This is a genomic window from Luteimicrobium sp. DT211 (assembly GCF_049844995.1).
In the GTDB taxonomy this organism is placed as follows: Bacteria; Actinomycetota; Actinomycetes; order Actinomycetales; family Cellulomonadaceae; genus Luteimicrobium.
In genome coordinates this window covers 304756-329851 of sequence record NZ_JBNCMC010000001.1, presented here as the reverse complement: position 1 = coordinate 329851, position 25096 = coordinate 304756, and the positions used below count along the sequence as shown (strand labels likewise).

At 72.9% G+C, this 25096-nt stretch carries 24 protein-coding genes; 13 read left to right on the top strand and 11 right to left on the bottom strand.

Going from position 1 to position 25096, the window contains the following annotated elements:
• The first annotated feature begins 169 nt into the window (after window positions 1-169).
• Window positions 170-583 (top strand): MerR family transcriptional regulator, encoded by a 414-nt coding sequence (locus ACLQ14_RS01480; protein ID WP_425809129.1) that lies wholly within the window; start codon window positions 170-172, stop codon window positions 581-583.
• Between the two features lie 40 nt (window positions 584-623).
• On the opposite strand, the gene ACLQ14_RS01475 is transcribed toward ACLQ14_RS01480, so the two are convergent.
• From ACLQ14_RS01475 to ACLQ14_RS01460, 4 genes are all read right to left on the bottom strand, one after another.
• Complete coding sequence (locus tag ACLQ14_RS01475) at window positions 624-968, bottom strand: ArsR/SmtB family transcription factor (RefSeq protein WP_425809127.1); 345 nt, start codon at window positions 966-968, stop codon at window positions 624-626.
• On the bottom strand, window positions 965-1450 hold the full coding sequence (locus tag ACLQ14_RS01470) for an SRPBCC domain-containing protein (protein ID WP_425809125.1): 486 nt from the start codon (window positions 1448-1450) through the stop codon (window positions 965-967). The genes ACLQ14_RS01475 and ACLQ14_RS01470 overlap by 4 nt, the downstream gene beginning before the upstream one ends.
• Window positions 1451-1581: 131 nt before the next feature.
• Entirely contained in the window at window positions 1582-1995 is a 414-nt protein-coding gene (locus ACLQ14_RS01465) for a nitroreductase/quinone reductase family protein (protein ID WP_425809123.1), read from the bottom strand.
• Window positions 1992-2858, bottom strand: coding sequence for an SDR family NAD(P)-dependent oxidoreductase (locus ACLQ14_RS01460; protein WP_425809121.1), 867 nt, complete (start codon window positions 2856-2858; stop codon window positions 1992-1994). The genes ACLQ14_RS01465 and ACLQ14_RS01460 overlap by 4 nt, the downstream gene beginning before the upstream one ends.
• A 59-nt stretch (window positions 2859-2917) precedes the next feature.
• Here ACLQ14_RS01460 and ACLQ14_RS01455 point away from each other — a divergent pair, with 59 nt between their 5' ends.
• Entirely contained in the window at window positions 2918-3601 is a 684-nt protein-coding gene (locus ACLQ14_RS01455) for a TetR family transcriptional regulator (protein WP_425809119.1), read from the top strand.
• Window positions 3602-3637: 36 nt separating this feature from the next.
• Here the strand turns inward: ACLQ14_RS01455 and ACLQ14_RS01450 are convergent, their stop codons facing one another.
• Together ACLQ14_RS01450 and ACLQ14_RS01445 are read right to left on the bottom strand one after the other, a co-directional pair.
• On the bottom strand, window positions 3638-6982 hold the full coding sequence (locus tag ACLQ14_RS01450) for a GH92 family glycosyl hydrolase (RefSeq protein WP_425809117.1): 3345 nt from the start codon (window positions 6980-6982) through the stop codon (window positions 3638-3640).
• 179 nt (window positions 6983-7161) lie between these two features.
• Entirely contained in the window at window positions 7162-8643 is a 1482-nt protein-coding gene (locus ACLQ14_RS01445; protein ID WP_425809115.1) for an MFS transporter, read from the bottom strand.
• Window positions 8644-8747: 104 nt separating this feature from the next.
• On the opposite strand from ACLQ14_RS01445, the gene ACLQ14_RS01440 reads away from it, so the two are divergent.
• Window positions 8748-9236 (top strand): MarR family winged helix-turn-helix transcriptional regulator, encoded by a 489-nt coding sequence (locus ACLQ14_RS01440; protein ID WP_425809113.1) that lies wholly within the window; start codon window positions 8748-8750, stop codon window positions 9234-9236.
• Between the two features lie 10 nt (window positions 9237-9246).
• Here ACLQ14_RS01440 and ACLQ14_RS01435 read toward each other — a convergent pair whose 3' ends face one another.
• Complete coding sequence (locus ACLQ14_RS01435; protein WP_425809111.1) at window positions 9247-10113, bottom strand: phosphotransferase family protein; 867 nt, start codon at window positions 10111-10113, stop codon at window positions 9247-9249.
• A gap of 100 nt (window positions 10114-10213) precedes the next feature.
• Window positions 10214-14386 carry a glycoside hydrolase family 3 C-terminal domain-containing protein gene (locus ACLQ14_RS01430; protein WP_425809109.1) on the bottom strand — a complete coding sequence of 1391 codons (4173 nt, stop codon included), beginning with the start codon at window positions 14384-14386 and terminating at the stop codon, window positions 10214-10216.
• Window positions 14387-14640: 254 nt separating this feature from the next.
• On the opposite strand from ACLQ14_RS01430, the gene ACLQ14_RS01425 reads away from it, so the two are divergent.
• From ACLQ14_RS01425 to ACLQ14_RS01415, 3 genes are read left to right on the top strand one after another with little or no spacing between them, the layout of a single operon-like run.
• Window positions 14641-15810, top strand: a complete 1170-nt coding sequence (locus ACLQ14_RS01425) for an ROK family protein (protein WP_425809107.1) — start codon at window positions 14641-14643, stop codon at window positions 15808-15810.
• Window positions 15811-15823: 13 nt separating this feature from the next.
• Entirely contained in the window at window positions 15824-16324 is a 501-nt protein-coding gene (locus ACLQ14_RS01420) for a hypothetical protein (RefSeq protein ID WP_425809105.1), read from the top strand.
• Between the two features lie 42 nt (window positions 16325-16366).
• Entirely contained in the window at window positions 16367-16729 is a 363-nt protein-coding gene (locus tag ACLQ14_RS01415) for a VOC family protein (protein ID WP_425809103.1), read from the top strand.
• Between the two features lie 12 nt (window positions 16730-16741).
• On the opposite strand, the gene ACLQ14_RS01410 is transcribed toward ACLQ14_RS01415, so the two are convergent.
• The gene (locus ACLQ14_RS01410; RefSeq protein ID WP_425809101.1) at window positions 16742-17698 is read right to left on the bottom strand and encodes a phosphotransferase; all 957 of its coding nucleotides are present in this window, start codon (window positions 17696-17698) and stop codon (window positions 16742-16744) included.
• Window positions 17699-17799: 101 nt separating this feature from the next.
• Here ACLQ14_RS01410 and ACLQ14_RS01405 point away from each other — a divergent pair, with 101 nt between their 5' ends.
• Together ACLQ14_RS01405 and ACLQ14_RS01400 are read left to right on the top strand one after the other, a co-directional pair.
• Complete coding sequence (locus ACLQ14_RS01405; protein WP_425809099.1) at window positions 17800-18837, top strand: S66 family peptidase; 1038 nt, start codon at window positions 17800-17802, stop codon at window positions 18835-18837.
• A gap of 117 nt (window positions 18838-18954) precedes the next feature.
• Window positions 18955-19383 carry a hypothetical protein gene (locus tag ACLQ14_RS01400; RefSeq protein WP_425809097.1) on the top strand — a complete coding sequence of 143 codons (429 nt, stop codon included), beginning with the start codon at window positions 18955-18957 and terminating at the stop codon, window positions 19381-19383.
• Window positions 19384-19399: 16 nt separating this feature from the next.
• On the opposite strand, the gene ACLQ14_RS01395 is transcribed toward ACLQ14_RS01400, so the two are convergent.
• Window positions 19400-19780: a DoxX family protein gene (locus tag ACLQ14_RS01395; protein WP_425809095.1), complete on the bottom strand. Its 381-nt coding sequence runs from the start codon at window positions 19778-19780 to the stop codon at window positions 19400-19402.
• A gap of 82 nt (window positions 19781-19862) precedes the next feature.
• Between ACLQ14_RS01395 and ACLQ14_RS01390 the strand changes: the two genes are divergently transcribed.
• Window positions 19863-20732: a sigma-70 family RNA polymerase sigma factor gene (locus ACLQ14_RS01390; protein ID WP_425809093.1), complete on the top strand. Its 870-nt coding sequence runs from the start codon at window positions 19863-19865 to the stop codon at window positions 20730-20732.
• Between the two features lie 16 nt (window positions 20733-20748).
• Entirely contained in the window at window positions 20749-21582 is an 834-nt protein-coding gene (locus ACLQ14_RS01385) for a class I SAM-dependent methyltransferase (protein ID WP_425809091.1), read from the top strand.
• On the opposite strand, the gene ACLQ14_RS01380 is transcribed toward ACLQ14_RS01385, so the two are convergent.
• Window positions 21557-22525: a helix-turn-helix transcriptional regulator gene (locus ACLQ14_RS01380; protein ID WP_425809089.1), complete on the bottom strand. Its 969-nt coding sequence runs from the start codon at window positions 22523-22525 to the stop codon at window positions 21557-21559. The genes ACLQ14_RS01385 and ACLQ14_RS01380 overlap by 26 nt on opposite strands.
• A 113-nt stretch (window positions 22526-22638) precedes the next feature.
• On the opposite strand from ACLQ14_RS01380, the gene ACLQ14_RS01375 reads away from it, so the two are divergent.
• The 3 genes from ACLQ14_RS01375 to ACLQ14_RS01365 are packed head-to-tail and all read left to right on the top strand — an operon-like array spanning window position 22639 to window position 24957.
• Window positions 22639-23541 carry an aldo/keto reductase gene (locus ACLQ14_RS01375; RefSeq protein WP_425809087.1) on the top strand — a complete coding sequence of 301 codons (903 nt, stop codon included), beginning with the start codon at window positions 22639-22641 and terminating at the stop codon, window positions 23539-23541.
• Window positions 23542-23584: 43 nt separating this feature from the next.
• Window positions 23585-23950, top strand: a complete 366-nt coding sequence (locus ACLQ14_RS01370) for a DUF2255 family protein (protein ID WP_425809085.1) — start codon at window positions 23585-23587, stop codon at window positions 23948-23950.
• 20 nt (window positions 23951-23970) lie between these two features.
• Window positions 23971-24957 (top strand): aldo/keto reductase, encoded by a 987-nt coding sequence (locus tag ACLQ14_RS01365; protein ID WP_425809083.1) that lies wholly within the window; start codon window positions 23971-23973, stop codon window positions 24955-24957.
• Window positions 24958-25096 lie beyond the last annotated feature (139 nt).

Here is a 25096-nt window from a genome sequence, read left to right as displayed (position 1 = left end):
GAACGCGGCCGTGCCCAGTGCCAGGAGAGGGGACCAGGAGAGCCTCTGACGTGGGTCCTCGTTGCGTCGTCCGGATGCGAGCAACCCGATCTGCGATGTGGTCATGCCCTATGCTCAAACCTTGACATTGATGTGAAGGTCAAGGCGATCGAGAGGTGGCGTGGATCACATGCTGATCGGAGAGCTGGCAGACCGCACCGGCACGTCTCGCCGGTTGCTGCGCTACTACGAGGAGCAAGGGCTGGTCAGCTCCGGCCGGTCCCCGAGCGGGTACCGGGTCTACGCCGAGTCCTGCGTCGACCGCGTGCTCCAGGTACGCGGTCTGCTCGACGCAGGGCTGCCGACCCGGATCATCAAGGAGGTCCTGCCGTGCATGGACACCTCGCGCACCATCCGGATCTCGGAGGCCACCGACGAGACCATCGCGACCCTGGAGCGCGAACGCGACCGGATGACCGACCGCATTCGCTGCCTCGAGCGCAATCGTGACGCCGTCGCCGACTACCTGGACGCCGTCCGGGGCGCTCGGGACGCAGCTCCGCCTCCCGCAGCGACGCCGGCCGAGACCTCCGTGCTTGCCTGAGGGGCCGCACGCGACCCCGTTCGACAGCTCGCGCGGCGCACTAGCGACCGCGATCCTCGTCTTCGACCAGCCGCTTGAGGGCGGCCAGGCGGCGGTCCCACGCCGCGCCGACGGCCTCGAGGGCGCGCGCGGTCTCGGTGAGCCGCGCGCCGAGCGCGCGGTACCGCACCTCGCGCCCGACGCGCACGGGTTCGACGAGTCCGGCGTCGGCGAGGACGGCGAGGTGCTTGGCGATCGCCTGCCGCGTGACGGGGAGCCGCTCCGCGAGCGCCGACGCGGACAGGTCGGCCTGCCCGAGGTGCTGGAGGATCGCCCACCGGGTGTCGTCGCCGAGGGCGTTGAACACGGGAACGACACCCGCCGCGGCCGTGGACGCGGCGGTCACGACGCGGGACTTTCCGCGTCGACCCACGCGCCCTCCGCGAACGCGACGAGCTCGTCGAGCTCGCTCGTCCAGCCCTCACGGTTGCCGCGCATCGCGGCGGAGGGGTCGGCGAGCCGCTCGAAGCCGGTCTCGACGACCGTGAGCACCGTCGCGGCGCCGTCGGCGGCGAGGGTGAAGCGGACCTGCGTGGAGGTCTCGGGGGTCAGCGGTGCGCCGGGCTGACCCCAGGTGTACGCGAACGCGTGCGGCTCGTCGGCCTCGTCGACCCGCACGGGGACGTCGGCGTAGCCGTCGAACGTGAAGGTCCCGGTCGCCCCCGGGACGGCGTCGGGCAGGGTCACGCGCTGAGGGAACCACTCGGCCAGGAGGTCCTCCCGCGTGAGGGCGGCCCACACGCGCTCGCGCGACGCCTCGATCCGGACGGTGCGGGTGACCCGGAACGCCTCGTCGTCGATGACGGCGGGCTCGTTGACGGTGGTCATGGTGCTTCCTCTCGCTCGGTCGTCGGGGCGGCTCTCCCGGGCACCCGTTCTGCAACTTCAGCGTTGCACGACGCCAGCCTCGATGCAACCCTTTGGTTGCACCTTTCGGCCGACGACGGCGCCCGCGGCGCTCAGCCCGCGGTCCGCCGGGTGAGGCGCAGCACCGGGATCGTCCGCGTCGTCTTCGCCTCGTACGACCGGAACCCCTCCGACATCGCGGTGAACCGCCCCCACGCCTCGTCCCGCTCCGCGCCGGTCAGCCGGACGGCGTGCACGGCGACCGTGCCGTCGTCGGGCGTCTCGATCTCGACGTCGGGGTGCACGAGGACGTTGTGGAACCACGCCGGGTTCTCGGGCGCCCCGCCCTTCGACGCCGCGACGAACCACGAGTCGTCGGACTCGCGGATCGCCGCGACGGGACTCACACGCTCGATGCCCGTCCTCGCGCCGCGGTGGTGCAGCAGCACCAGCCCCCGGCCGAAGTTGCTGACACTCCCGCCGGTCGCGCGAAACTCGTCGATGATGCCCTGGTTCCAGTCGCTCATGACGCCAGTCTGGACCCATCGGGCGGGAGCTCGACGGGATACGGCTGGTCGGCGTCGGCCGAGGCGCTCACTGCGGCCCACCGCCGGTCCTCGGCGAGCAGCCGCTCGTCCTGCGCGACGGACATCGCGGACGCCACCGAGCCGAGCGGCAGGTGCTCGGGGACGTCGGCGCGCTTCGCGACGCGGACGAGGATCCCGGCGGCGCGCGCGGGGTCGCCGGGGAACGTCGCGGGGTCGCGGACGGCGGCCCCGACCGTCGCGGCGTACTCGGCCGGGATGTCGTGCACCGTCATCGAGGCTCCCGCCCAGTCGGTGCGGAACCCGCTCGGCTCGACGACGAGCACCTTGATGCCGAACGCCGCCGTCTCGGCGCGGAGCACCCGGCTGAACCCGTCGATCGCGAACTTCGCCGCCTGGTACGACGCGATGCCGGGTGACCCGCCGACGCGGCCTCCCACCGACGAGAACTGGATCACGAGCCCGCCCCCCTGCTCGCGCAGGAGCGGGATCGCCGCCTTGGACACGTGGTAGACGCCCCAGAAGTTGGTCTCGAACTGGGCGCGGACGTCGGCGTCGTCGGCCGTCTCGATGGGCGCGACGTTCGCGTAGCCGGCGTTGTTGACGATCACATCGACGCGCCCGAACGCCTCGCGTGCGTCGGCGAGCGCCGCGCCGACAGCGTCCGGGTCGGTGACGTCCAGGGCGATCGGGCGGATGCGGTCGCCGTACTCGGCGACGAGGTCGTCGAGCGACTCGGGTCGGCGCGCGGTCGCGGCGACGCGGTCGCCCGCCTCGAGGGCCGCACGGACGAGGGCGCGGCCGAAGCCGCGGGAGGAACCGGTGATGAACCATGTCTGCTGCATGACAGTTAGTACAACACCGTTCTCTTAATAGCGCAACGCCGTTGCGCTAGACTGCCTGCGTGACGTCCACCACCGGGTTCCAGCGCGCGCGCAGCGCCGAGGCCAAGCAGGCACGCGAGCAGGCGATCCTCGACGCCGCCCGACGCCTCGCCTCCGAGCGCGGCGTCCGCGAGATCACGCTCACCGACGTCGCCGACGCCGTCGGAATGCACAAGTCCGCACTCCTGCGGTACTTCGAGACGCGCGAGGAGATCTTCCTGCGGCTCACCGCCGACGGATGGCGCGAGTGGGGCCCCGCGGTCCGGGCGGAGCTCGCGGGCGACGACGCCCCCACGCCGTCGTCCGTCGCGGGCGCCTACGCGCGCACGCTCGCCGCGCGCGGCCCCTTCTGCGACCTGCTCGCGCACGCGCCGCTCAACCTCGAGCGGAACGTCTCCGTGGAGGCCGTGCGCGCCTTCAAGCTGGTCACCCACGAGGAGCTCGAGGCGATCGTCGCCACGACACGCGGCGCGCTGCCCACACTTCCCGAGCCGGCCGCCGTCGACGTCGTCGCCACCGCCGTGGCGCTCGCCGGGGCGTTCTGGCAGATCGCCACCCCCGGCGCGGAGGTCCTCGCGCTGTACCGCAGCGACCCGCGCCTCGGGCACGCCCTGGTCGACGTCGAGCCGCGCCTCACCGGGATCCTCACCCGTCTGCTCCGCGGCTCGCTCCCCGGGCACGACGACGGCCCGGCCGGGGGTTGAGCACCCACCCCGGCCGGGCCGTCCGTCCGATGGCCGTCAGGCCGTGGCGACCGCGAACACGTGCAGGTCGCCGCCGTCGACCGTGGTCGGCAGCGTCACGCTCTGGAGCTGCTTGCCCGCGGTGAGGGCGATGGGCGCGGTCGCGAAGATGTCCGTCTTCACGGGGTCCTTGCCCAGGCCCGACTGGTCGCGGTACGCGGTCTGCAGCGCGATGACGTTCCCGAACTGCGGGGCACCGCCACCACCGCCGAGGGTCCAGTCGCTGAACCCGACGGTGGCCGTCTGCGTCGACCCGTCCGTGTACGTGAGGGTCACCGTGCCGGACGCCTGGCCCTCACTCGCGCTGCCGAGGAACGCGAGCTTCGTCGCGCCCTTCGACGACGCGCTCAGGTCGAGGACCTGGTCGCCGCCGCCGGCCACGACGTTGTCGGGCGAGCCCGGCGCGACGTCGGGCCAGGTGAAGTCGAACCCGCCGGCCGAGACGGTCCCGCCCGGGGTCGCCCCGGCCGCCGCGAGCGCCGCCGCCGAGTAGCTCCAGCCCTCGCCGTCGAAGTTCGCCTTCGGGTCGTCGTCCGAGGCCGAGATGGCGCGGTTGTTGACGTACCAGCTCAGCGTTCCCTCGGTGCCGACGGTGACCGTGAGCGGGGCCGCGGCGATGCGCTGCCCGTCGGTCGTCGTCGCCGTGACGGGCAGCGTGTAGACGCCGTCCGCGGCCTGCTTGGTGGCCTTGACCGTCACCGGCACGGTGACCTGCCCGGACTTCGGGACGGTGACCGCGCTGGCGGAGGGTGTGACCTTCAGCCCGTCCGGCGCCTCGATGCTCCACCGCACCCGGACCTGCTTGCCGGTCATGGTCGACATCGTGAGCGACGTCTTCGCCTGCGCACCCGGCTCGACCTTCACGGACGAGTCGGAGGAGCGGACGAACGCCGGGATCTCGCCGTCGCGGAACGAGGGCGGGGCGTCGGCCGCCGCCTTGCCCCACGACTTCTGGGCCTTGGCGACGAGGGTGTAGTCGAGCGTGCCGCCCTTCTTCACGAACGACGCGGGGACCCACGGCCGGTTCGAGGGCGCGCCGGTGACCTGGACGTCCTGGACGTAGACGTTCTTCGAGGACGCGGCCGGCGCGTTCACCGTGATGGTCTTGCCCGTGCCGGTGTGCACCACGGCCCGCGGGAACAGCGGCGACGTGAGGACGAGGTCCGCGCGCGTCGGGTTCTGCGGGTACATGCCGAGCGCCGACCACACGTACCAGGACGACATGGTCCCGGCGTCGTCGTTGCCGGGGATGCCGCCGGAGTCGGCCGTCCAGAGCTGGTCCATCTCCGCGCGGACCGTCTCCTGGGTCTTGTACGGCGCGCCGACGTAGTCGTAGAGGTACGGCGCGTTGATGTCGGGCTCGTTGGTGGCGTCGTACTTGGTGTCGTCCTTCGCGGAGAAGTCGAAGGTGCCGTCGTCGGCCTTGAAGAAGCCGTCGAGCCGGTCGACGGTGGCCTGCTTGCCGCCGAGCGCCGAGGCGAGCCCGGCGACGTCGGAGTAGACCATCCAGGTGTACCGGGCGCTCGACCCCTCGACGAAGCCGGAGCCGGTCCCCGGGCTGAAGCTCGCTCCCGACCACGTGCCGTCGGCCGACCGGTTGCGCATGTAGCCGCCGTCGGAGGTCGCGTCGGGGTCGAAGACGTTGCTCCACGCGCCGGAGCGGTCGCGGAACTCGGAGGCGACCGCGTCCTTGCCGAGCGCGGAGGCGAGCTCGGAGATGCCGGCGTCGGCCGCGGAGTCCTCGAGGGTCTCGGCCGCGCCGCCCCAGCAGTGGCAGTCGTCCGCGGGGACGTAGCCGATCTTCAGGTACTGGTCGAGGGCGGGGCGCTGGCCGACGCACTCGACGTTGCAGCCGGCGCTGCTGAGGTCGTTCTCGGTCGGGACGGTCGCCGCCGTGACGAGCGACGCGAGCGAGCCCTTGACGTCGAACCCGCGAGCCCCGAACGCGTACATGCCCGCGAGCGCCGCGGCCGACGGGTCGCCGGACATGACGCTCGTCTTCGCGTTCTCGAGGAGCCAGCGGTCCCACTCGCCGCCGCGCTGGTCGGCGTAGTTCTTGAGGGACTGGGCGTAGTCGCTCGCGACGTCGGGGTTCAGCAGCGCGAGGAGCTGCACCTGGCCGCGGTACTGGTCCCACCCGGAGAACGTGCCGTACTGCTCGTCCTGGTACTTCGTGACGGTGTGGACCTTCCGGTCGCCGCCGAGGTACCGGCCGTCGACGTCGCTCGTGAGCGTGGGCTCGAGCATCGAGTGGTAGAGCGCCGTGTAGAACGTCGTCTTCTGGTCCTGGGTCCCGCCGCCGACCTGGGCGGCGCCCAGGGCCCGGTCCCAGGTCTTGACGGCGGCCTTGCGGGTCTTGTCGAAGGTCTTCGAGGCCGGGTTCTCGGCCTTGAGGTTGAGCTCGGCGTTGGCCGCGCTCACGTAGGAGATCGCGACCTTGACCTGCACCTGGCGCGTCCCGGCGGGGAACGTCACGTACGCGCCCGAGCCCTTGCCCGCGACCGGGTTGCCGCTCGTGGAGTAGCCCGTGCCGCCCGACGCCGACGTGGAGCCCGGGGTGAGCGCGTCGTCCTTCCACGTGCCTTCCGACGCGAACTTCGTGTCGAAGTGGGCGGTGAAGTACAGCGTGTAGCCGTCGTGGCGGTTGTTGGCGCTCTGCGGGCCGCAGAAGTTCCCCGCATCGACGGAGCCGGTGACCGTCTTGGCCTTCGGGTCCACCGTGACCGTGGCGTCGGTGCTCCCCGACTCCGAGCTCGAGGTGCGGAACAGCATGCTCGCGGCCTTGCCCGCCGGGAAGCCGAACAGCCCGGTGCCGGTGCGCTGCGTCGTCGTGAGCGAGGCGCTCGCGCCGCTGTCGAGGCGGACGGAGTACGAGCCGGCCTCGGCCTTCTCGTTCGCGTGCGAGAACGTGCTCGCGTAGGTGGCGTCCTTCGTGTCGGCGCTGGGCGACGAGGTCACGTCGCCCACGTACGGCATGACCGGGATGTCGCCGTTGGCGCCCGAGCAGCCCACGCCGTTGAGGTGGGTGAGGCTGAAGCCGCGGATGCGGGTCGCGTCGTAGCGGTAGCCGCCGGGCGCGGGGTTGGACGCCTGGTTGCCGGTCGACGTCTGCGGGCTCCAGGCCAGCATGCCGAACGGCACGACGGCGCCCGGGTAGGTGTTGCCGGCGTTCGACGTCCCGATGATCGGGTCGACGTACGTGGCGGGGTCGGTGACGAGCGCCGGGAGCTTCTGCGCCTGCGCAGGCCCGGCCGTGAAGGCCCCCGTGAGCAGCGCTGCGGCTGCTCCGGAGGCCGCCAGGACGCGCCATGCGCGACGTCCTCGTAAGGGGTGGTGCACCATCGTCGGTTCCTGCCCTTCGTGCGGTGTGAGACGGACGCACTGAACGCTTCGACCACGCTGGTGACATCGCTGGCTGACAGCGTTGTCCAAGCCCCTAGGTGTCTATCCCGCGCCGTTGCACGGTGTCAAGGATCGGGCGCGTGTCGCGCGCCCGATCCTTGACCCCTGCCCCCGGTGCCCTACTCCGCGACGGCGGCGACGGCGAGCTCGTCGCGGACGGCAGGCGCCGCGTCCTCGGCGGGGACCTCGGGCGTCCGGCCGCGCCGCGGGATCAGCAGGACGATCGCCGCGCCGGCGGCCGCCGCGAGCGCGCCGATGAGGAAGCAGAGGCGGAACGCGCCGTGCGTCGGGATCTCGGGCGTGCCCGGGGCGAGCGTGAACGTCTGGCTCGTGAGGACCAGCGCCATGACCGCGCCCGCGACGGTGGTGCCGATGGACCGCATGAGCGTGTTGACCGAGACGCTCGACGCGGCCTCGGCTGCCGGGACGTTGCTCAGGATCAGGGTCGGCATGGCCGCGTAGCCGATCCCGACGCCCGCGCACACCACGCAGGACGCGACGAGCAGCTGCCACGGCGCGTTCGTCATGAAGACGGCGACGACGTAGCCGGCGGCGAGCACGAACGCGCCGAGCGACATGGTGATCCGGCCGCCGAAGCGGGTGAGGAGCTTCGAGGAGACGGGCGCGAACGCCATCATCATGAGGCCGCCGGGCGCCATCCACAGACCGGCCGCGAGGATGGTCTGGCCGAGGCCGCCGGCCGCTGACGGCAGCTCGAGGAGCTGCGGCACGACGATCGACTGCGCCATCATCCCGAAGCCGATGAGCACGGCGGCGAGGTTGGTGAAGAGGATCGGCTTCTTGCTCATGGTGCGCAGGTCGACGAGCGGGTCCTGCCGGCGCAGCTGGTACCAGCCCCAGACGAGCAGGACGACGACGCCACCGACGATCGAGCCCATCGTGGAGAGCTCTCCCCAGCCCCAGTCGCTGCCCTTGGAGATGCCGACGAGCACGCCGACGAGACCCACGGCGAGGCCGATCGCGCCGATCACGTCGATGCGCGCGGGGTGCGCGTCGTGGACGTGCGGGAGGACGACGACGGACAGCACCACCATGGCTACGGCGAGGACGGTCGAGACCCAGAACAGCAGGTGCCAGTCGTGGCCCTGGGCGATCCAGGCGGCGAGCGGCAGGCCGAGCGCGCCGCCCACGCCGAGCGTCGCGCTGACGGCGGCGACGGCGGTGTTGACCAGGCGAGCCGGGGCGACCTCGCGGACCATCGAGATCGCGACGGGGATGTAGCCCATCGCGACACCCTGCAGGACGCGGCCGACGAGCACGAACGCGAGCGAGTCGGACAGCGCGCAGATCAACGAGCCGATCACGAGGATCGACGCGGCGGCGACGAGCACGGGCTTCTTGCCGAGCATGTCGGCGAGGCGACCCGTGAGCGGCATGGAGACGCCGCCGCCCAGGAGCGTCGCGGTGACGACCCACGACGCGTTGCTGGCGCTGGTGTTCAGGAGCTGCGGGAGCTCGGACTGGATCGGGATGACGAGCGACTGCATCAGCGCGGCGCACAGGCTGCTGAAGCACAGCACCGCGATGACGAGCACCGCGCGGTCGCTCCGGCGCGCGGTGGTGGTGGACGGCGGGTTCACGGGGACTCCTCGGAGGGATGTGCAAGTTACACAAGGCTGACCTGTCATGTATGCTACCTACATATCTCACGAGGGGCAACGACGCCCCCACCGCAGGAGGACCCATGACCGCCGCCCGACCGTCCGCCCGGACCCGCTCCGCCGTGACCTCTCGCGAGGCAGCGCCCGGGACACGCGTCGCGTCCGCGCTCTTCCACCTCGACCAGCACCGGCGCATCGCCGAGCACCAGGGCCGCCTCAACGTCGCCGACGGCCGGCTGCTCTGGCTCTTCAGCGACCACACGCCGCGGACGCTCCGCCAGATCGCCGAGGAGCTGAACCTCGAGCAGTCCACCGTCAACCGTCAGGTCAACGCCGCCCACCAGGCCGGCCTCCTCGACCGCGAGCGCGACCCCGAGCGCGGCGCCTACGTCTTCACGGCAAGCGAGAACGGCCTCGCGATCTTCGACGAGGCCATCGCCAGCTCGCTCGGCCAGTACGACGCCGCCCTCGCCGCCCTCGGTGCCGACGACGCCGAGCAGCTCGTCACCCTGCTCGGGAAGTTCGTCACCGCGTACGGGGAGGTCGTCGACGGGTCCGCCGCGCGCCGGTAGGGCCGTTCGGCTATCCCGGGAGCCTGCCCGGGAGGCGCTCGGCCGCGCGGGCGACGGCGCGCGCGACCTCCTCGTCGGGCCGTCCCCGGAGCAGCGCGAACGCCACGACGGTGAGCGGGGCGACGGCACGGAACAACGCCGCCCGTTCGACCGTGGCGGGGTCGGCGAGCGCGGGTGCGAGGTCCCAGCCGTGCCACCCGGCGAGGCTGGCGACGTCCTCGGCGGGGTCGTCCACGCTCGCGAGGTCCCAGTCGAGCACCCCGACGACGCGCCCGCCGTCCCACAGCACGTTGGCGCCCGCGAGGTCGCCGTGCCCGACGGCGCTCACCGGCACCTCGGCTGCGGCCAGCCGGTCCACGGCGTCCCGGGCGGCGGCGCGCAGCGTCGCGGGCAGGAGCGGGACGGCGTCCTCGGCGAGCACCTCGTACCAGCGGTCGCCGCCGTAGAACGCGCGGGGGCGGGCGAGCAGACCCTCCAGGGGCGTGGGGTCGATCGTGTGGATCGCGACGAGCAGCCGGCGCAGCTCGACCGGGTCGCCGCTCCCCGGCTCGTGGGGCGTCCCGCCGAGCCGCCGGACGGGGACCGCGGTGACGCCGTCGAGCACGGCGACCTCGCCGACCGAGCGCGGGACCGCGAACGGGAGGTACGGCAGCGCGTCGACGAGCCGCTGGGCGCGCAGCAGCTCGGGCGCGGCGTGCGGGTCGCGGGCGACGCGGACGGCGGTGCGCTCCCCCAGCACCACGAGCGACGACGACCCGCTCCGGACCCACGCGGCGGTCGCGGCGCGCGCCGGGTCGCCTGCGGCGGTGAGGACCTCGTCGACGAGCCTCCCGACGGCCGCAGCGTCCGGCTCCCGGTACCCGGTCTCCGTCGTCACCCGCCCACCCTAGGACGCGCCGAGAGCGACGCGGCCCGAGACCGGACGGCACGAGGCCCCGTCGTCCGGGTGGACGACGGGGCCTCGTTCGGCTGAGCCGCTACTTCTTCACGGTCTTGGAGGCCGAGGTCTTCACCACCGTGAGGTAGCCCGACTTCTTCTCCGTGACCTTGACGGTCAGCCTCTTGCCCTGGTCGGCGGAGACGACCTTGTGGGTCGACGACGTCGCACCCGAGACCGCCTTGCCGTTGCGGTACCACTGGTACGAGAGCTGCGCACCGGAGGTGTGCTGCGCGACCTTCGCGGTCACGGTGTGACCCTTGGCCGCAGTGCCCGCGATGGTGGGCGTCGACAGGGTCAGCTTGCCCAGCACGGTCGTCGCCGCCGACGTGGCGGTGACCGTCGTGTAGCCGGACTTCTTCTCGGTGACCGTGACGCTCAGCTTCGTGCCCCGGTCGGCCGACACCGCGGTGTAGGTCGACTTCGTGGCACCCGAGATCGCCTTGCCGTCCCGGTTCCACCGGTACGACAGCGTCGCGCCGGAGGTGTGCTGCGCGACCGACGCGGTGAGCTTCGAGCCCACGACCGCCGAACCCTTGACGACCGGCTTCGAGAGCGTCAGGACGCCCTGGACCGTCACGGACGTCGTCGCGCTGACGTTGCCCGCCTTGTCCGTCGCCCGGTAGCTCACGGCCTTCGGGGCGCCGGAGATCGCGACCGCCGACGTGTACGTCTTCCAGGTCTTGCCGTTGTCGAGCGAGTACTGGATCGACTTCACGCCGGACAGCTCGTCCGTCGCCTTGAGGGCCAGCTTGCCGGAGACCGCGGAGGTGACCGAGACCGTCGGCGCGGTGCCGTCGATCTTGAGGGTCAGCGCCTTGAGGCCGGGCTTGGAGCTGTCGGCCGTGACCGCGACGAGCACCTGGTGCTCGCCGTCGCCCGACACGGTCACCGGGGTGCCCGTGTACGCCTGCGACTCGCCGCCGTCGACCGCGACGGTGACGATGTCGTCGGCGGCGGCCGAGACGGAGACGTTCACCGGGCCGGTGAACCAGCCGCTCGCCGGAGCCGCGGGGCTGGTCGTGACCGTGAACGCCGGCGCCGGGCCGGTCTCCGTGGTCACCTTGCCCTTGCTGGCCGCCACGTACGACTTGAGGTCCGTGAACTGGTCCTCGTACGGCTTGGCCTTGATGCCCGAGACGCCCTGGAGCGACGCGAGCTGCTCGAACTGCGCCGACTGCTCGACCGTCGTGAGCACGCGGATCGCCGAGCGCTGCAGGTCACCGAGGCGCATGGTGTAGCCCGCGGCCGGGTAGTTGCCCGTGACGGTCACCTTGTACGACACGACGGGCGTCGTGTCGTCGCCGGGCGTCGCGTGGACGACGTCGGTGAGGGTGACGCCTGCCTTCTGCGCCGCCGTGAGAGCGGAGCCGGCGAGCAGCGCCGCGGTCTGCGTGTACGCGTCGTTCACCGAGGTGAACTTCGGGTTCGGCGTGAAGACCTGGTTGTTGATGGCGTCCACCGTCGTGGTGCCCGACGCCGGCACCTTCGACAGGTCCGTGTTCGCGTCCACCGTGGTGGGGATGGCGACGGAGCCGGTTGCCGAGGGCGTGAGGCCGTTGAACGACCACGCGTAGGACGTGCGGGTGCTCGTCACGGTCTTGTTGTAGACGGGCAGGCCCGAGACGTCGATGGCCGGCGGCACCTTGATCGTCGTGTTGATGACGTTCTGCGGAGCGTTGCCCGGCTCGATGAGGTCGTTGCCCGCGTACATGGTGCCGACGGTGTCGTGGCTGCCACCCCAGTCGGTCATGACGAGGCCCTGGTAGCCCCACTCGCCGCGGAGGATGTCCGTGAGCAGGTCGTAGTTCTGCGACGCGTAGGTGCCGCTGATCTTGTTGTAGGAGCTCATGACCGCCATCGGCTGCGCCGCCTTGACGGCGACCTCGAAGCCCTTGAGCTCGATCTCGCGGAACCCGCGCTCGTCGACGACGTCGTTGACCGCGTTGCGGTTGGCCTCCTGCTCGTTCCCGTCGAAGTGCTTGATGGTCACGCCCTCGCCGGGGACCGACTGCACGCCCGCGGTCATGGCCGCCGCCGTCAGGCCCGAGCTGAGCGGGTCCTCCGAGTAGTACTCGAAGTTGCGGCCGTTGAGCGGGTCGCGGTGGACGTTCATGCCCGGCGCGAGCCACAGGGAGACGCCGTACTCCTGCATCTCCTTGCCGACCGCCTGGCCGACCTGCGCGACGAGGTCACGGTCCCAGGTCTGGGCGAGCAGGGTCCCGACCGGCCAGGCCGTGCCGAACTGGTACGTCGCCGGCGTGGTCGCGATCTTCTGCGTGATGCGGAGGCCCGCGGGGCCGTCGGAGAGGGTCAGGGCGGGGATGCCCAGGTTCTCGTACTTGGCTGTCGTGTAGCCGGCCGCGCCCGTGGCCGACAGCGTCGACCCGGCGGCGCTCGCACCCTCGACGATGTTCGCGAGCTGCGTCACCGAGAGGCCGGCGACGAGCTGCTGGATCGTGATCTTGCCCTTGGCGACGTCGTAGAGCGTGTTCGTCGGGCTGGTCGTCACGTGCTCGACGGTCTCGCCCGTCTTGGCCGCGTACGGCGCGCCGGTGCCCTCCCAGCTCGTCTGGTTCGGGTCGGTGTACGCCGTCGTCGACGAGATGGTGTCGCCGTCGAGCGCGTAGTACGGGGAGGTGTTGTCGACGGTGACGTCCTGCTGGTACGCGGACGCGGCCTGCGTGGCGGTGAAGCCGGTCGTGTCGAGGGCGACCTGCGGCGCGGCCGCGATCTCGTCGCTCTCTCCGTCGTACGTGTAGAAGTTCGCCGGGTCGCTCGAGAGGACCGAGTCGGGCTTCTGGTCGGTGAGCTCGTTGTGGTCCTGCTCGGTCACGAGGTCGGAGCCCAGGTGGAGCTTCGCGGCCACGTGCGTGTTGCGGGACGAGTCTCCGACGCGGACGAGGTAGTCGCCCGCGTCCATGACGTACGCGGCCTTCGACTCGTCGTACGACGACATCTCCGTCGTGTCGTAGGAGATCGTGAGCACCTGCGAGGCGCCGGGGGCCAGGTCGTCGGTCTTCGCGTAGCCGGCGAGCTCCTGGTACGGCTTGTCGAGGCCGTTCTGCGGCGCGGAGAAGTACGCCTCCACGACCTCCTTGCCGGAGTAGGTCTTGCCGACGTTCGTGACCTTCGCCTTGACGGTCACCTTGTTCATGTCCGCGGTGACGCTCTGCGCGTCGATGTGGAAGTTCGTGTACGACAGTCCGTACCCGAAGGGGTAGTCGACGACGCCGTCGGGGTCGGACGCGTTCAGCGACGCGTAGAACGAGTCGAAGTAGCGGTACCCGACGTAGATCCCTTCGGTGTACTGCTCGGTCGTCGTGTTCCCGTCGTTGGCACCGAACGTCGCCGAGGCCGGGTAGTACGAGTACTTCGACGCCCACGTGTCGGTGAGCTTGCCGGACGGTGTGACGTCGCCGTCGAGCACCTCGGCGACCGCGTTGCCGCCCTCCTGGCCGGCCTGGCTCATGAGGAGCAGCGAGTCGATCGGCTTGCCGCCCTCGGGGTCGTTGGCGGCCTTGTTGATCTGCTTGAAGAACGAGGTGTCGACGACGCCACCGACGTTCAGCACCACGATGACGTGCTGGTACGTCTGGCCGATGCGCTGGATGTCGTCGTGCTCGGTGTCGGTGAGCTGGTAGTCGCCCGCCCCCGACTTGCGGTCCGCGCCCTCGCCCGAGTTCCGCGCGACGACGTAGATCGCCGTGTCCGTGGGCGCCTTCGGCTGGACCGACGTGCCCGTGAGCGCCTGCTCGACGGACGCGTAGTCGATGGTCGGCCCGAACACCCCGCCCGTCGAGCTCGGCGGGTACTTCGTGTCGAACGCGGTCGTCATCGCGCCCCAGTAGGCGTCGCTCGTCGTGATCGTGAATCCGGCGTTCTCGAGGCCGGTCCGCACGTTGATCGAGTAGCGGTTGTTGACGTTCCCCGAACCGGTGCCGCCCTTCACCGTCGCGTAGGCGCCGACCCCGAAGAGCGCGACGTTGGTCGACTTCGCGACCGGCAGGGCGTTGTCGTTGTTCTCCAGCAGCACCATCCCCTCGGTGGCCGCCTTCTTCGAGAGCTGCGCGTTGGCGAGCTCGAGGGCGTTGGGGCTGGGGTTCGTGGTGGCCGCTCCGGCGGCGAGTGCGCCCGTGGCGACAAGCGCGCCGGCGAGCGTCAACGGGATCGCGACGCGGCAGGCGCCGCGTACGCGTGGAGGAAGGTGCATCTCTTCGTCGTCCTCTCTGACAACTGGGTGCGTCCGACTGGGATCGGAGGGACCGGCAGGGCGCCCGACGCTGGGCGCCCTTCCCGGGTGCGTCGCCCACGAGACTCGCGGACTGATCGCACGCTAAGGCGAATCTTTTATCGCTGTCAACGGCACAAACAGTCCCGTTTTAACGAGGTTTTCGGGTGCTCGTCGGCCGTATTTTCGGACGCATGCCGGAACAAAAACCGACCGGCATGCACTAGGGTCGAGCCATGGCAACGACGCCGCAGAAGTCGCCGCAGCAGTATTCACCGCGTGACCGCACGCGTGAGGACCTCTACCGGCTCATTCGCACCAGTGAAGAAATCACCCGCTCCGACCTCGTCGAGGCCACCGGCCTGTCCCGTAGCACGGTCAACCACGCGATCACCCGGCTGCTGTCCGACGGTCTGATCACGGAGAGCGAGCCCGCAGTGAAGGGCCCGGGCTCCGGGAGCGGTCGTCCCGCCACGAGGCTCACCGCGGTCGCCGCAGGGGCCCACGTGGCCGGGATCGACTTCGGCCACAACCACATCTACGTCGCCGTCGCCGACGGGCTCGGACGGACCGTCGGCGAGGAACGCGTCGAGCTCGACGTCGACCTCCAGGCCTCCGACGCCATGGACGTCGCCACGGACCTGCTGGGGCGGCTGCGCCGCACGCACAAGATCGAGGCTCTGGGCGCCGTCGTCGCCGGGATCCCCGGGCCGCTCGACACCGCTACCGGGCTCGTGCAGTCGCCGACGATCCTCTCGAGCTGGGTGGGCCGCTCCCCCGCGGACGAGCTGGGCGAGCGGCTCGGGACCGCCGTCCACATCGAGAACGACGCCGTCCTCGGCGCGTACGGCGAGCTCACGCGCGGCGTCGGGCGGCACTTCCAGAACTTCCTCTACGTCAAGGCGTCGCACGGCGTCGGCGCGAGCCTCGTGATCGGGGGCGCGCCCTACCGCGGCGCGACCGGCCTCGCCGGCGAGATCGGGCACACCCACCTCCCGGGGCAGACCGAGATGTGCCGGTGCGGCAACCGGGGGTGCCTCGAGGCCGTGGTCTCCGTGGACTCGGTCCGCGAGCAGATCGCGCACACCCACCCGACGCTCGACCCGAGCACGCTGCGGCTCACCACCGTCCGCGACAGCATCACCGACCGGATCCTCAACGAGGCGGGCCGGACGCTGGGCGGCGTGCTCGCCGACCTGTGCAACCTGCTCAACCCCCAGGCGGTCGTCGTGGGCGGCGAGCTGGGCGACGCCGGGCCCGCCCTCATCGACGGCGTCCAGGCCTCCATCGCGCGGCACGCGCAGCCGGCCACCGCCGCCGTCCTCGAGGTCGTGCCGGCAGCGCTGTCCACCGGCGCCGAGCTCGTCGGCGCCCTCCAGCTCGCCGCCAGCGGGGCCCTGCGATGAGCCGGGTCGCACCGTGACCGACGACCCCTACCTGGACGACGCGCGGGACCTGGTGCGGTCCGTCGTCGACCTCGCCGAGGTGCTCGACCAGGTCAACCACCACGTCCGCCGTGAGGCCGAGCGCCGCGGCGGGATCGAGCCCGTTCCCCAGCTGGGCGTCGTCGTCCTGATGCACCTCATGCGCCGTCCGCCCGCCACGCTCAAGGAGCTCGTGGGCGTGACCGACCACCCGACCACGGCCGTCCGCCAGGTGGTCCACCAGCTCGAGCGCAGCCACCTCGTGCGGTCCACGGGCGGCGGCTCCGGCGAGGTCAGGTACACCGCGACCGCCGTCGCCGACGAGGTGCGCGCACGGGCGCGCGACCAGAGCGCCCGCCGCGTCCGGTACGCGCTCTCGACGCTCAGCGCCGCCGACCTCTCCCAGCTCGTCCAGGCGCGCGACGCGCTCGCGTCGCTGTCCCGCGCGCTCGGCTACCGCGACGTCGCAGCGGGACACGGGGAGGACGCCGGCTGACCGCGGCCCACGACCCTTGACACGCCTGGCACCGTGGAGGGCATGGCACTCACGTTCAGCGGTGCGGTGTTCGACAGCGCGGTCCCCGCGACGGTCGCGGACTTCTGGGGCGAGGCGCTCGGCTGGTCCGGCCGCGAGGACGGCGAGCGCGGCGAGGCGGTGATCTTCCCGCAGGAGGGCGAGACCGTCTACGGCCCGCCGAGCCTCGTCTTCCAGCCGGTCCCCGAGGGCAAGGCCGTGAAGAACCGGCTGCACCTCGACTTCGGCTCCACCGACCAGGCCGCCGACGTGGCCCGGCTCGAGGGCCTCGGCGCGCGGCGCGTCGACGTCGGCCAGGGCGACGGCAGGACGTTCGTCGTCATGGCCGACGTCGAGGGCAACGAGTTCTGCGTGCTCGGCGCGTAGCGCGCCCGATCCTCAGCCGAGGCGCGGCAGCTCGCGTCGTACGGTCGCGGCCGACCCCGCAGCGAGCTCGGCCAGGCGGTCGGGGCGCCGGTCGAGCGCCCACCGGACGACGTCGAGCGCGTGAAGCACCGCGAGCGAACCCAGGATCCGGGCCGCGTCGTCCGGTGGGGTGCCGGTCCCGTCGAGCGCCCCGGCCAGCGTCTCGGCCCACGCCGCCGCGGACACCGGCGTCTCCACGTCGCCCGTCACGTGCCAGCGGCGGATCTGCTCGAGGTCCGTCCACGGTGTCGGCCCCGCCTGCGCCGACCCCCAGTCGAGGACGACGTAGCCGCCGTCCGCGGCGGTCAGGAGGTTGCGGTGGCACAGGTCGCCGTGGGACAGCCCCTGCCGCAGGTCGCGGCCCCGCAGCGACGCCACGACCTCGCGCAGCCGGCCCCGGTCCCGCCGGTCGTACACGCCGAGCCCCGGCAGCGCGTCGTCGGGGCCGAGCGCCTCGAGGTTGTAGGCGACGTGCGCGTCCCACGCGCCCGCGAGGTCGCGCCCGAACCGCGAGAACAGCCCGTCGGGCGCGTCGTCCGTCGGGACCTCCGCGAGCCGCGCGGCGATCGTGCCGACGGCCCGCCAGCCCGCCAGGTCGTCGGGCGCGGTCGGCACGCCCGCCACGTGCTCGACGACGAGCACCGACTCGCCCTCGACGTGCGTCCGCGCGACGACCGGCGCCGTCCGGATCCCCGCTCGCGCCGCGGCGCCCGCGCACCAGGCCTCGACGTCGAACGGGTCGTCGCCCCGGCGCGCGGCGTCCCGGGTGAACCGCACGACGACGTCCGCGCGGTCGGTCCGGACCCGCACCGCGTGGTTCATGTTGCCGCCCGCAAGCTCGCCCGCCGTCCCGTCGCCGAGCCCGAGGGTCCTCGCGACCCGCAGCGCGAAGTCCTCGACGTCCTGCTCGGGCGCGACGGTGCGTGGCATGGGGCCACCGTAGCGGCCGGTGAGGGTCGGCTCGTGCCCTCCCGCCTCGCGCTCGTCGGCGGGCTGGTCTGCGCGTCGGCTCGATCGGGCATGCTGAGGCGATGATCCGCTACCCGGCCCCGCTCGCACCCGGTGACGTCGTCGGCGTGACGGCGCCGTCGTCCGGCGTCGCGGCGAGCCTCGTGCCCCGGCTCGAGGTCGCCCTGGACACGCTCCGCTCGCGGGGCCTGGAGCCTCGCCTCGGACGCTGCCTGGACGGCTCGGGCATCGTCTCGGCCCCGGCCGACGAGCGCGCAGCGGAGCTCACGGCGATGCTCCTCGACCCGCAGGTGCGCGCGGTGGTCCCGCCGTGGGGCGGGGAGATCGCGATCGACCTCCTCGACCGGCTCGACTGGGACGCCCTCGCCGCCGACCCGACGTGGCTCGTGGGCTTCTCGGACGTCTCGACGCTGCTCCTGCCCCTCACGGTCCTGACCGGCGTCGCGACGCTGCACGGCCAGAACCTCATGGACACGCCCTACCGGGTGCCGACGCCCCTCGCGTCCTGGCTGGACGTCGTGGCCGCGCCGACCGGCTCGACCGTCGTCCAGGGAGCGTCCGAGCGGCACCGCGCTCACGGCTACGACGACTGGGAGGCCGACCCGGCGGTCGTCGAGCCGACGTACGACAGCGCGGGGACGTGGACCCGCCTCGACGCGCACGCCGGCGGGGAGCTTGCGGTCTCCGGGCGCCTGATCGGCGGCTGCCTCGAGGCGATCACGCACCTCGTCGGCACGCCGTTCGGCGACGTGCCCCGGTTCGCCCGGGAGCACGCGCCCGAGGGCACGATCGTCTACCTCGAGTGCGCCGAGTCGAACGCCGCCGACACGACCCGCCGGCTCTTCCAGCTCCGGTACGCCGGCTGGTTCGACGACGCCCGCGCGGTCCTCGTGGGACGGACCGGCGGCGCCGACCTGCCGGGCTGGACCCAGCACGACGCCGTCCGGCACGCGCTCGGCGACCTGGGCGTCCCCGTGGTGGGCGACGTCGACTGCGGGCACGTCCCCCCGCACCTCGCGCTCGTCAACGGCGCCCTCGCGACCGTGACGCACGACGCCGGCGCCGACCGGTGGCAGCTGTCCCAGCAGCTCGTCCCCTGAGGACTCCGCCGGGCGCCCGGGGGTCCACCAGGGTCCGGCACGGGCGCGAGCCGGGGTGCGGGCCCGGGAGGGTGGGATCAACCGCCGGGAGACCCGGCCCACCCGAAGGAGCCCGCCATGACCACCGTCCGCTTCCACCTCACCTCGCCCCTCAGCGTCCCCGAGCTGATGGCGATCCTCACCGACTTCAGCCCGGCCCGCCCCGACGCCTGGCCGACGATCGACGCCGACCACTTCGAGGTCCACGCCGTGGGCGACGACTGGGCGGAGGTCACCGAGGGGACCGCGTCCTCCTGGGAACGCGCCCGCTACCACTGGGACCTCGACCGCGGCCGCGTCGTCGTCACCACGCACGACTCCAAGGTGTTCGGGCCCGGCGGCGGCTGGATCTTCCAGCTCACCGCGGAGGACGACGGCACCCGGGTCGACGTGGAGCTCACCCGCGAACCTCGCGGAGCCAAGCGCAAGCTGCTGGCCGCGCTGCTGCCGGTCGTGGCGCCGTCGTCGCTGCGCAAGTCGTTCTCCCGGCCGCTCCAGGCCGCGTAGCTCGGCGGCGGCGTGGTCAGCCCAGCGGTGCGGGGCCGAGCCGGCCCCACACCAGGAACACCGCCAGGGCCAGGTAGAACAGGTTGAGGAGGGCGTGCGCCGGTTCGCCCCGGCGCACCTCCACGACCGCGGCGCCGACCATCACGAGCCCCACGCCCGTCGCGGCGAGCGGGACCAGGAACGTCGCCGCCCCGACGGCCCCCGGCACCACGAGCCCGACGGCGCCCAGCACCTCCGCTGCTCCGAGCGCCTTGACGAAGCCCTCGTCGAAGTCGTCCACCCACCCTCCGCCCGGCGCGGCCAGCAGCTTCTCCCGCGGGATCACCAGCTTGTTGGTGCCCGCGAACAGGAACACGGCGGCCAGCAGCCCCGTGACGACCCACAGCACGACGTCCATGACGCGTCCTTCCGTCGGTTACCTCGGCCCTCCCGGGCCCGTCATCCCCCACGACGGCACCCGGCGAGGGAAGGTAACTGGCGTGGAGACGAACGAGACCGGCGTCGGCGCGGTGGCCGACGCGTTCGAGGCGCAGCGGGGCCGGCTGGTGGCGCTCGCCTACCGCATGCTCGGCTCGCACGCCGACGCCGAGGACGCCGTCCAGGAGGCGTGGCTGCGCCTGAGCCGGCAGGACCCGGCCGCGATCGACAACCTCGCGGGCTGGCTCACGACGGTCGTCGGGCGGATCTGCATCGACGCGCTGCGGTCTCGGCGTACCCACCCGGAGTCGGCGGTCGACGAGCTCCCGGAGCTGGTGGTGACGGAGGACGACCCCGCGGAGGACGCGGCGCTCGCCGACTCGGTGGGGCTCGCGCTGCTCGTCGTGCTCGACACGCTGCGCCCCGACGAGCGGCTGGCGTTCGTCCTGCACGACATGTTCGCCGTGCCGTTCGACGAGATCGCGCGGGTCCTCGACAAGTCCGCCGACGCCGCGAAGATGCTGGCCAGCCGCGCACGACGCAAGGTCCAGGGCACGCCGCAGCCGTCCGACCGGAGCCGGCAGCGCGCCGTCGTCGACGCGTTCCTCGCGGCGTCGCGGGCCGGCGACTTCGAGGCGCTGCTGCGGGTCCTCGACCCGGACGTGCGCTGGACGACGCACACGGCGCACGGCACGACCGTGCGGATCGGCGCGACGGCGCTCGCCCGCGAGGCGCTGCGGGGCGGCCCGGCGCGGGTCACGGGGCGGCGGGTGCTCGTCGACGGCGCGCCGGGCATCATGGCCTGGGGCCCCACGGGCAAGCCGCTCGGGGTGATGTCCTGCACCGTGGTCGACGGCCGGATCGTGGAGCTCGTGTCGGTCCTGGACGCGCGGGTCCTCGGAACGGTCGACCTCCCGGCCCGGAGGGCCTGACCGCTAGCGTGGGCTCGTGACCGCGACGCCCCCGCGACAGCCCGGCAGCCCGTCCGCACCGATCCACGGCGCCCGCGCGATGGCCGAGTCGTTCGGCACCGACGCCGAGCGCTACGACCGCGCCCGCCCGCCCTACCCGCCGGCCCTGGTCGCGGCGGTCGTGGGAGCCCCGCCGACCGGCCCGGCCCGCGACGTCCTCGACGTCGGCTGCGGGACCGGGATCGCCGCCCGCCAGCTCCAGGCTGCGGGATGCGCCGTGCTGGGCGTGGAGCCCGACGCGCGCATGGCGGCCTTCGCGCGGGAGCGCGGCCTGCCCGTCGAGGTCGCGACCTTCGAGGGGTGGGAGCCCGCCGGGCGGACGTTCGACGCCGTCGCCGCCGCCCAGTCGTGGCACTGGGTCGACCCGGCCGTCGGCGCGGCCAAGGCGGCCGACGTCCTGCGCCCGGGCGGCCGGCTCGCGGTCTTCGGCCACGTCTTCGAGCCGCCCGACGACGTCGCCCACGCCTTCGCCGAGGCGTTCCGGCGCGTCGTGCCCGAGTCGCCGTTCGCGGGCGGGTCGGGACGGCGGCCGGTCGAGGCGTACCAGGCCGGGTACGCCGCCGTCGCCGAGACGATCCGCTCGACGGGACGCTTCGAGGCCCCCGAGCAGTGGCGGTTCGACGTCGAGCGGACCTGGACCCGCGACGCGTGGCTCGAGCTCCTGCCCACGACGGGCGGCCTCACCCGGCTGGAACCGGACCGGCTCGCGGAGGTGCTGGGCGCCGTCGGCGACGCCGTCGACGCCGGCGGCGGAAGCTTCACGGTCCCGTTCACGACGCTGGCCGTCAGCGCCTGCCGCGCTCCCGCCTGAGGCCGCGACCGGCGCCGACCTCGCCGCCGCCGGGCGCTGAGTCGCCGGTCGCCGTGTCGCCGGACTCGAGCAGCGTCGTCGCCGCCCAGGAGGCCAGCAGCTTGAGCCCGTCCTCCGACGCCGAGCCCCGCGCGGCGGTGTACACGTTGAGCTGGAGGCCCGGATCGGCGGGGAGCACGAGGGCCTCGTAGTCGAGCTCGAGCTGCCCGACGACGGGATGGTGGAACACCTTGGTCCCGCTGCGGTGGTAGCGCACGTCGTGCGACGCCCACAGCCTGCGGAAGTCCTCGCTGCGGGTCGACAGCTCGCCGACGAGGTCGGTGAGGTTCCGGTCGTACGGGTCGTGGCCGGCCTCCGCGCGGAGGATGGCGACGGCGTCGTGCGCGAGCCGGTCGGTCTGCTCGCCCCAGAACGCGCGGGCGGCCACCGGGTCGAGGAACTGGAACCGGGCCGTGTTGACCGGCCGCTTCGCGATGCGCTCCGGCGAGTCGTACAGCGGCGCGTAGAGCGCGCGGCCCAGGAGGTTCGCGCCGAGGACGTCGAGCCGCCCGTTCCGGACGAACGCGGGCGCGTGCTCGAGCGAGTCGAGGATCCGCTGGACCACCGGCCGCAGCGTGGGCGCAGGAGCCCGCCGGGCTCGCGACCGTGCGGCCCCGGACGCGTTGGCCGCGCGCGCCAGGTCCGCCAGGTGGCCCCGCTCGGCCTCGTCGAGCTGGAGCGCCTCCGCGAGCGCCTCGAGGACCTCCTCGGACGCGCCGGACAGGTTCCCGCGCTCCAGCCGCGTGTAGTAGTCGACGCTCACGCCGGCGAGCATGGCGACCTCTTCACGGCGGAGCCCCGGCACGCGCCGGTTGCCCCCGTACGCGGCGAGGCCGGCGCGCTCGGGGGTGATCCGGCCGCGGCGCGAGGTGAGGAACTCCCGGGTCTCGGCTCTCAGGTCCATGCCTCGACGGTACGGCGGCCCGCGCGGGCGAGGGAGGTGCTGCCAGTACCGGGCACCCGGGGGGCAACGCCAGGACCTCCCACATCTCCCGGCCCGCTTCTACCGTGGAGGACATGCCCACCGATCAGATCCCCACCCTGACCCTGAACAACGAGGTCACGATGCCCGCCCTCGGCTACGGCGTCTTCCAGACGCCGCCGGAGGAGACCGTCGCCGCAGTCCGCACCGCGCTCGAGGTCGGCTACCGGCACGTCGACACCGCCGCCGCGTACGGCAACGAGCGTGAGGTCGGACGCGCGATCCGCGAGTCCGGGCTCGACCGCGACGAGGTCTTCGTGGAGACGAAGGTCTGGGTCTCCGACTTCGGATACGACCAGACGTTGCACGCGTTCGACAAGGCCGCCGGCAAGCTCGGGCTGGACCGGCTCGACCTGCTGATCCTCCACCAGCCCGCCCCCGCCCGGTTCGACACGACCATCGACGCCTACCGGGCGCTCGAGACGCTGCTCGCCGACGGCAAGGTCCGCGCGATCGGCGTGTCCAACTTCATGCCCGGTCACCTGGCCCGGCTGCTCGACGCCACGAGCGTGGTCCCCGCGGTGAACCAGGTCGAGCTGCACCCCTACTTCCAGCAGCCCGCCGTGCAGGCCGCCGACGCCGAGCGGGGCGTCCTGACCCAGGCGTGGTCCCCGATCGGCGGCATCACGTTCTACCCGGGCTGGGGCGACGACACCCGTCGGAGCACCCTCGAGGACCCGACGATCGCGTCGATCGCCGCGACCCACGCCCGGACCCCGGCCCAGGTGATGCTGCGTTGGCACCTGCAGCAGGGCCGCTCCGCGATCCCCAAGTCCGTCACCCCGAGCCGCATCGCCGAGAACTTCGACGTCGCCGGCTTCGAGCTGACCGCCGACGAGCTCGCCTCGATCGACGCCCTCGACACGGGCGTCCGCGGGGGCCCCGACCCGGAGGTCGACCGGGCCCGGTTCTACGAGCTCGAGATCCCCGAGGCCTGAGCGCCCCACCACCCGCCACCCCTGCCAGCAAAGGACCAGCACCATGCCCGACTGGAACCCCGACACCCTCGCCGCGATCGACAGCGACGGCGAGCTCCGCGTGGCCGCGAGCCGCCCCGACGGGACGCTCCGCACCCCGCGCATCGTGTGGCACGTCGTCGTCGACGGCCGCCTGTTCGTCCGCTCCGTCCGCGGCGCCGACGGCGCCTGGTACCGGGGCGTCCGGCGCACCGGCACGGGCGAGATCGATGCGGGCGGGGTCCGCGCCGACGTCACGTTCACGCCCGACGACGCCCACGACGCCGCGATCGACCTCGCCTACCACGCCAAGTACGGGGACGGGTCGGCGGTGCGCTCGATCACGAACGCCACGGCGACCGCGACGACGCTGCGCGTCGACCCCCGCTGACCCCACCCCTCGGAGGAACCATGCACACCCGCACTCTCGGCCAGGGCCTCGAGGTCTCCGCCGTCGGCCTCGGCGCCATGGGCATGTCCCAGTCCTACGGCCCCAACCCGGGCGACCGGGACGACATGGTCGCCGTCCTGCGCGGCGCCGTCGAGCGCGGCGTGACGTTCGTCGACACCGCCGAGGTGTACGGCCCGTACGTCAACGAGGAGCTCGTCGGCGAGGCCCTCGAGCCCGTGCGAGACGACGTCGTGATCGCCACCAAGTTCGGCTGGGACATCCGGGACGGGAGGTCGGTCGGGCTGGACAGCCGGCCCGAGCAGATCCGCCGTGTCGCCGACGCGTCACTGCGCCGCCTGCGCACGGACCGGATCGACCTGTTCTACCAGCACCGCGTCGACCCGGACGTGCCGATCGAGGAGGTCGCCGGCGCCGTCGGCGAGCTCGTGCGGGCCGGGAAGGTCCGGCACCTGGGGCTGTCGGAGGCGGGCGCCGCCACGATCCGGCGCGCGCACGCCGCGTTCCCCGTCACCGCGGTGCAGAGCGAGTACTCGCTGTGGACCCGCGACCCCGAGCCCGAGGTGCTGCCCACGCTCGCCGAGCTCGGGATCGGGTTCGTCCCGTTCAGCCCGCTCGGCAAGGGCTTCCTCACGGGGACGGTGTCGCCGTCGACGGCGTTCACTGACGGCGACATCCGGCGGACCATCCCCCGCTTCAGCGAGGAGAACCGCGCCGCCAACGAGCGGCTCGTCGACCACGTCCGCCGGCTCGCGGACGCCAAGGCCGCGACGCCCGGGCAGGTCGCGCTCGCCTGGCTCCTCGCCCAGCAGCCGTGGATCGTGCCCATCCCCGGGACGCGCCGCCTCGAGCGCGTCGAGGAGAACGCGGCCGCCACGGCGGTCGCCCTCTCGGCCGACGAACGCGCCGAGCTCGACGCGCTCGCCGTCCGGGTGGGGGTACGGGGGAACCGCTACAACGACGCGGGCATGAGCATGGTCGGTCGCTGAGAAGATCCGACCGACGCCCGCTGGCCCACCCGGACGTGAATGCGACGCGCGCTAGGACGCTAGCGCCAGCAGCGGTGGGCATGCGTCAGACGTCGACCGTATAGCGTGTGAACCACCCAGCGGATTGTGTGTGAAGTGT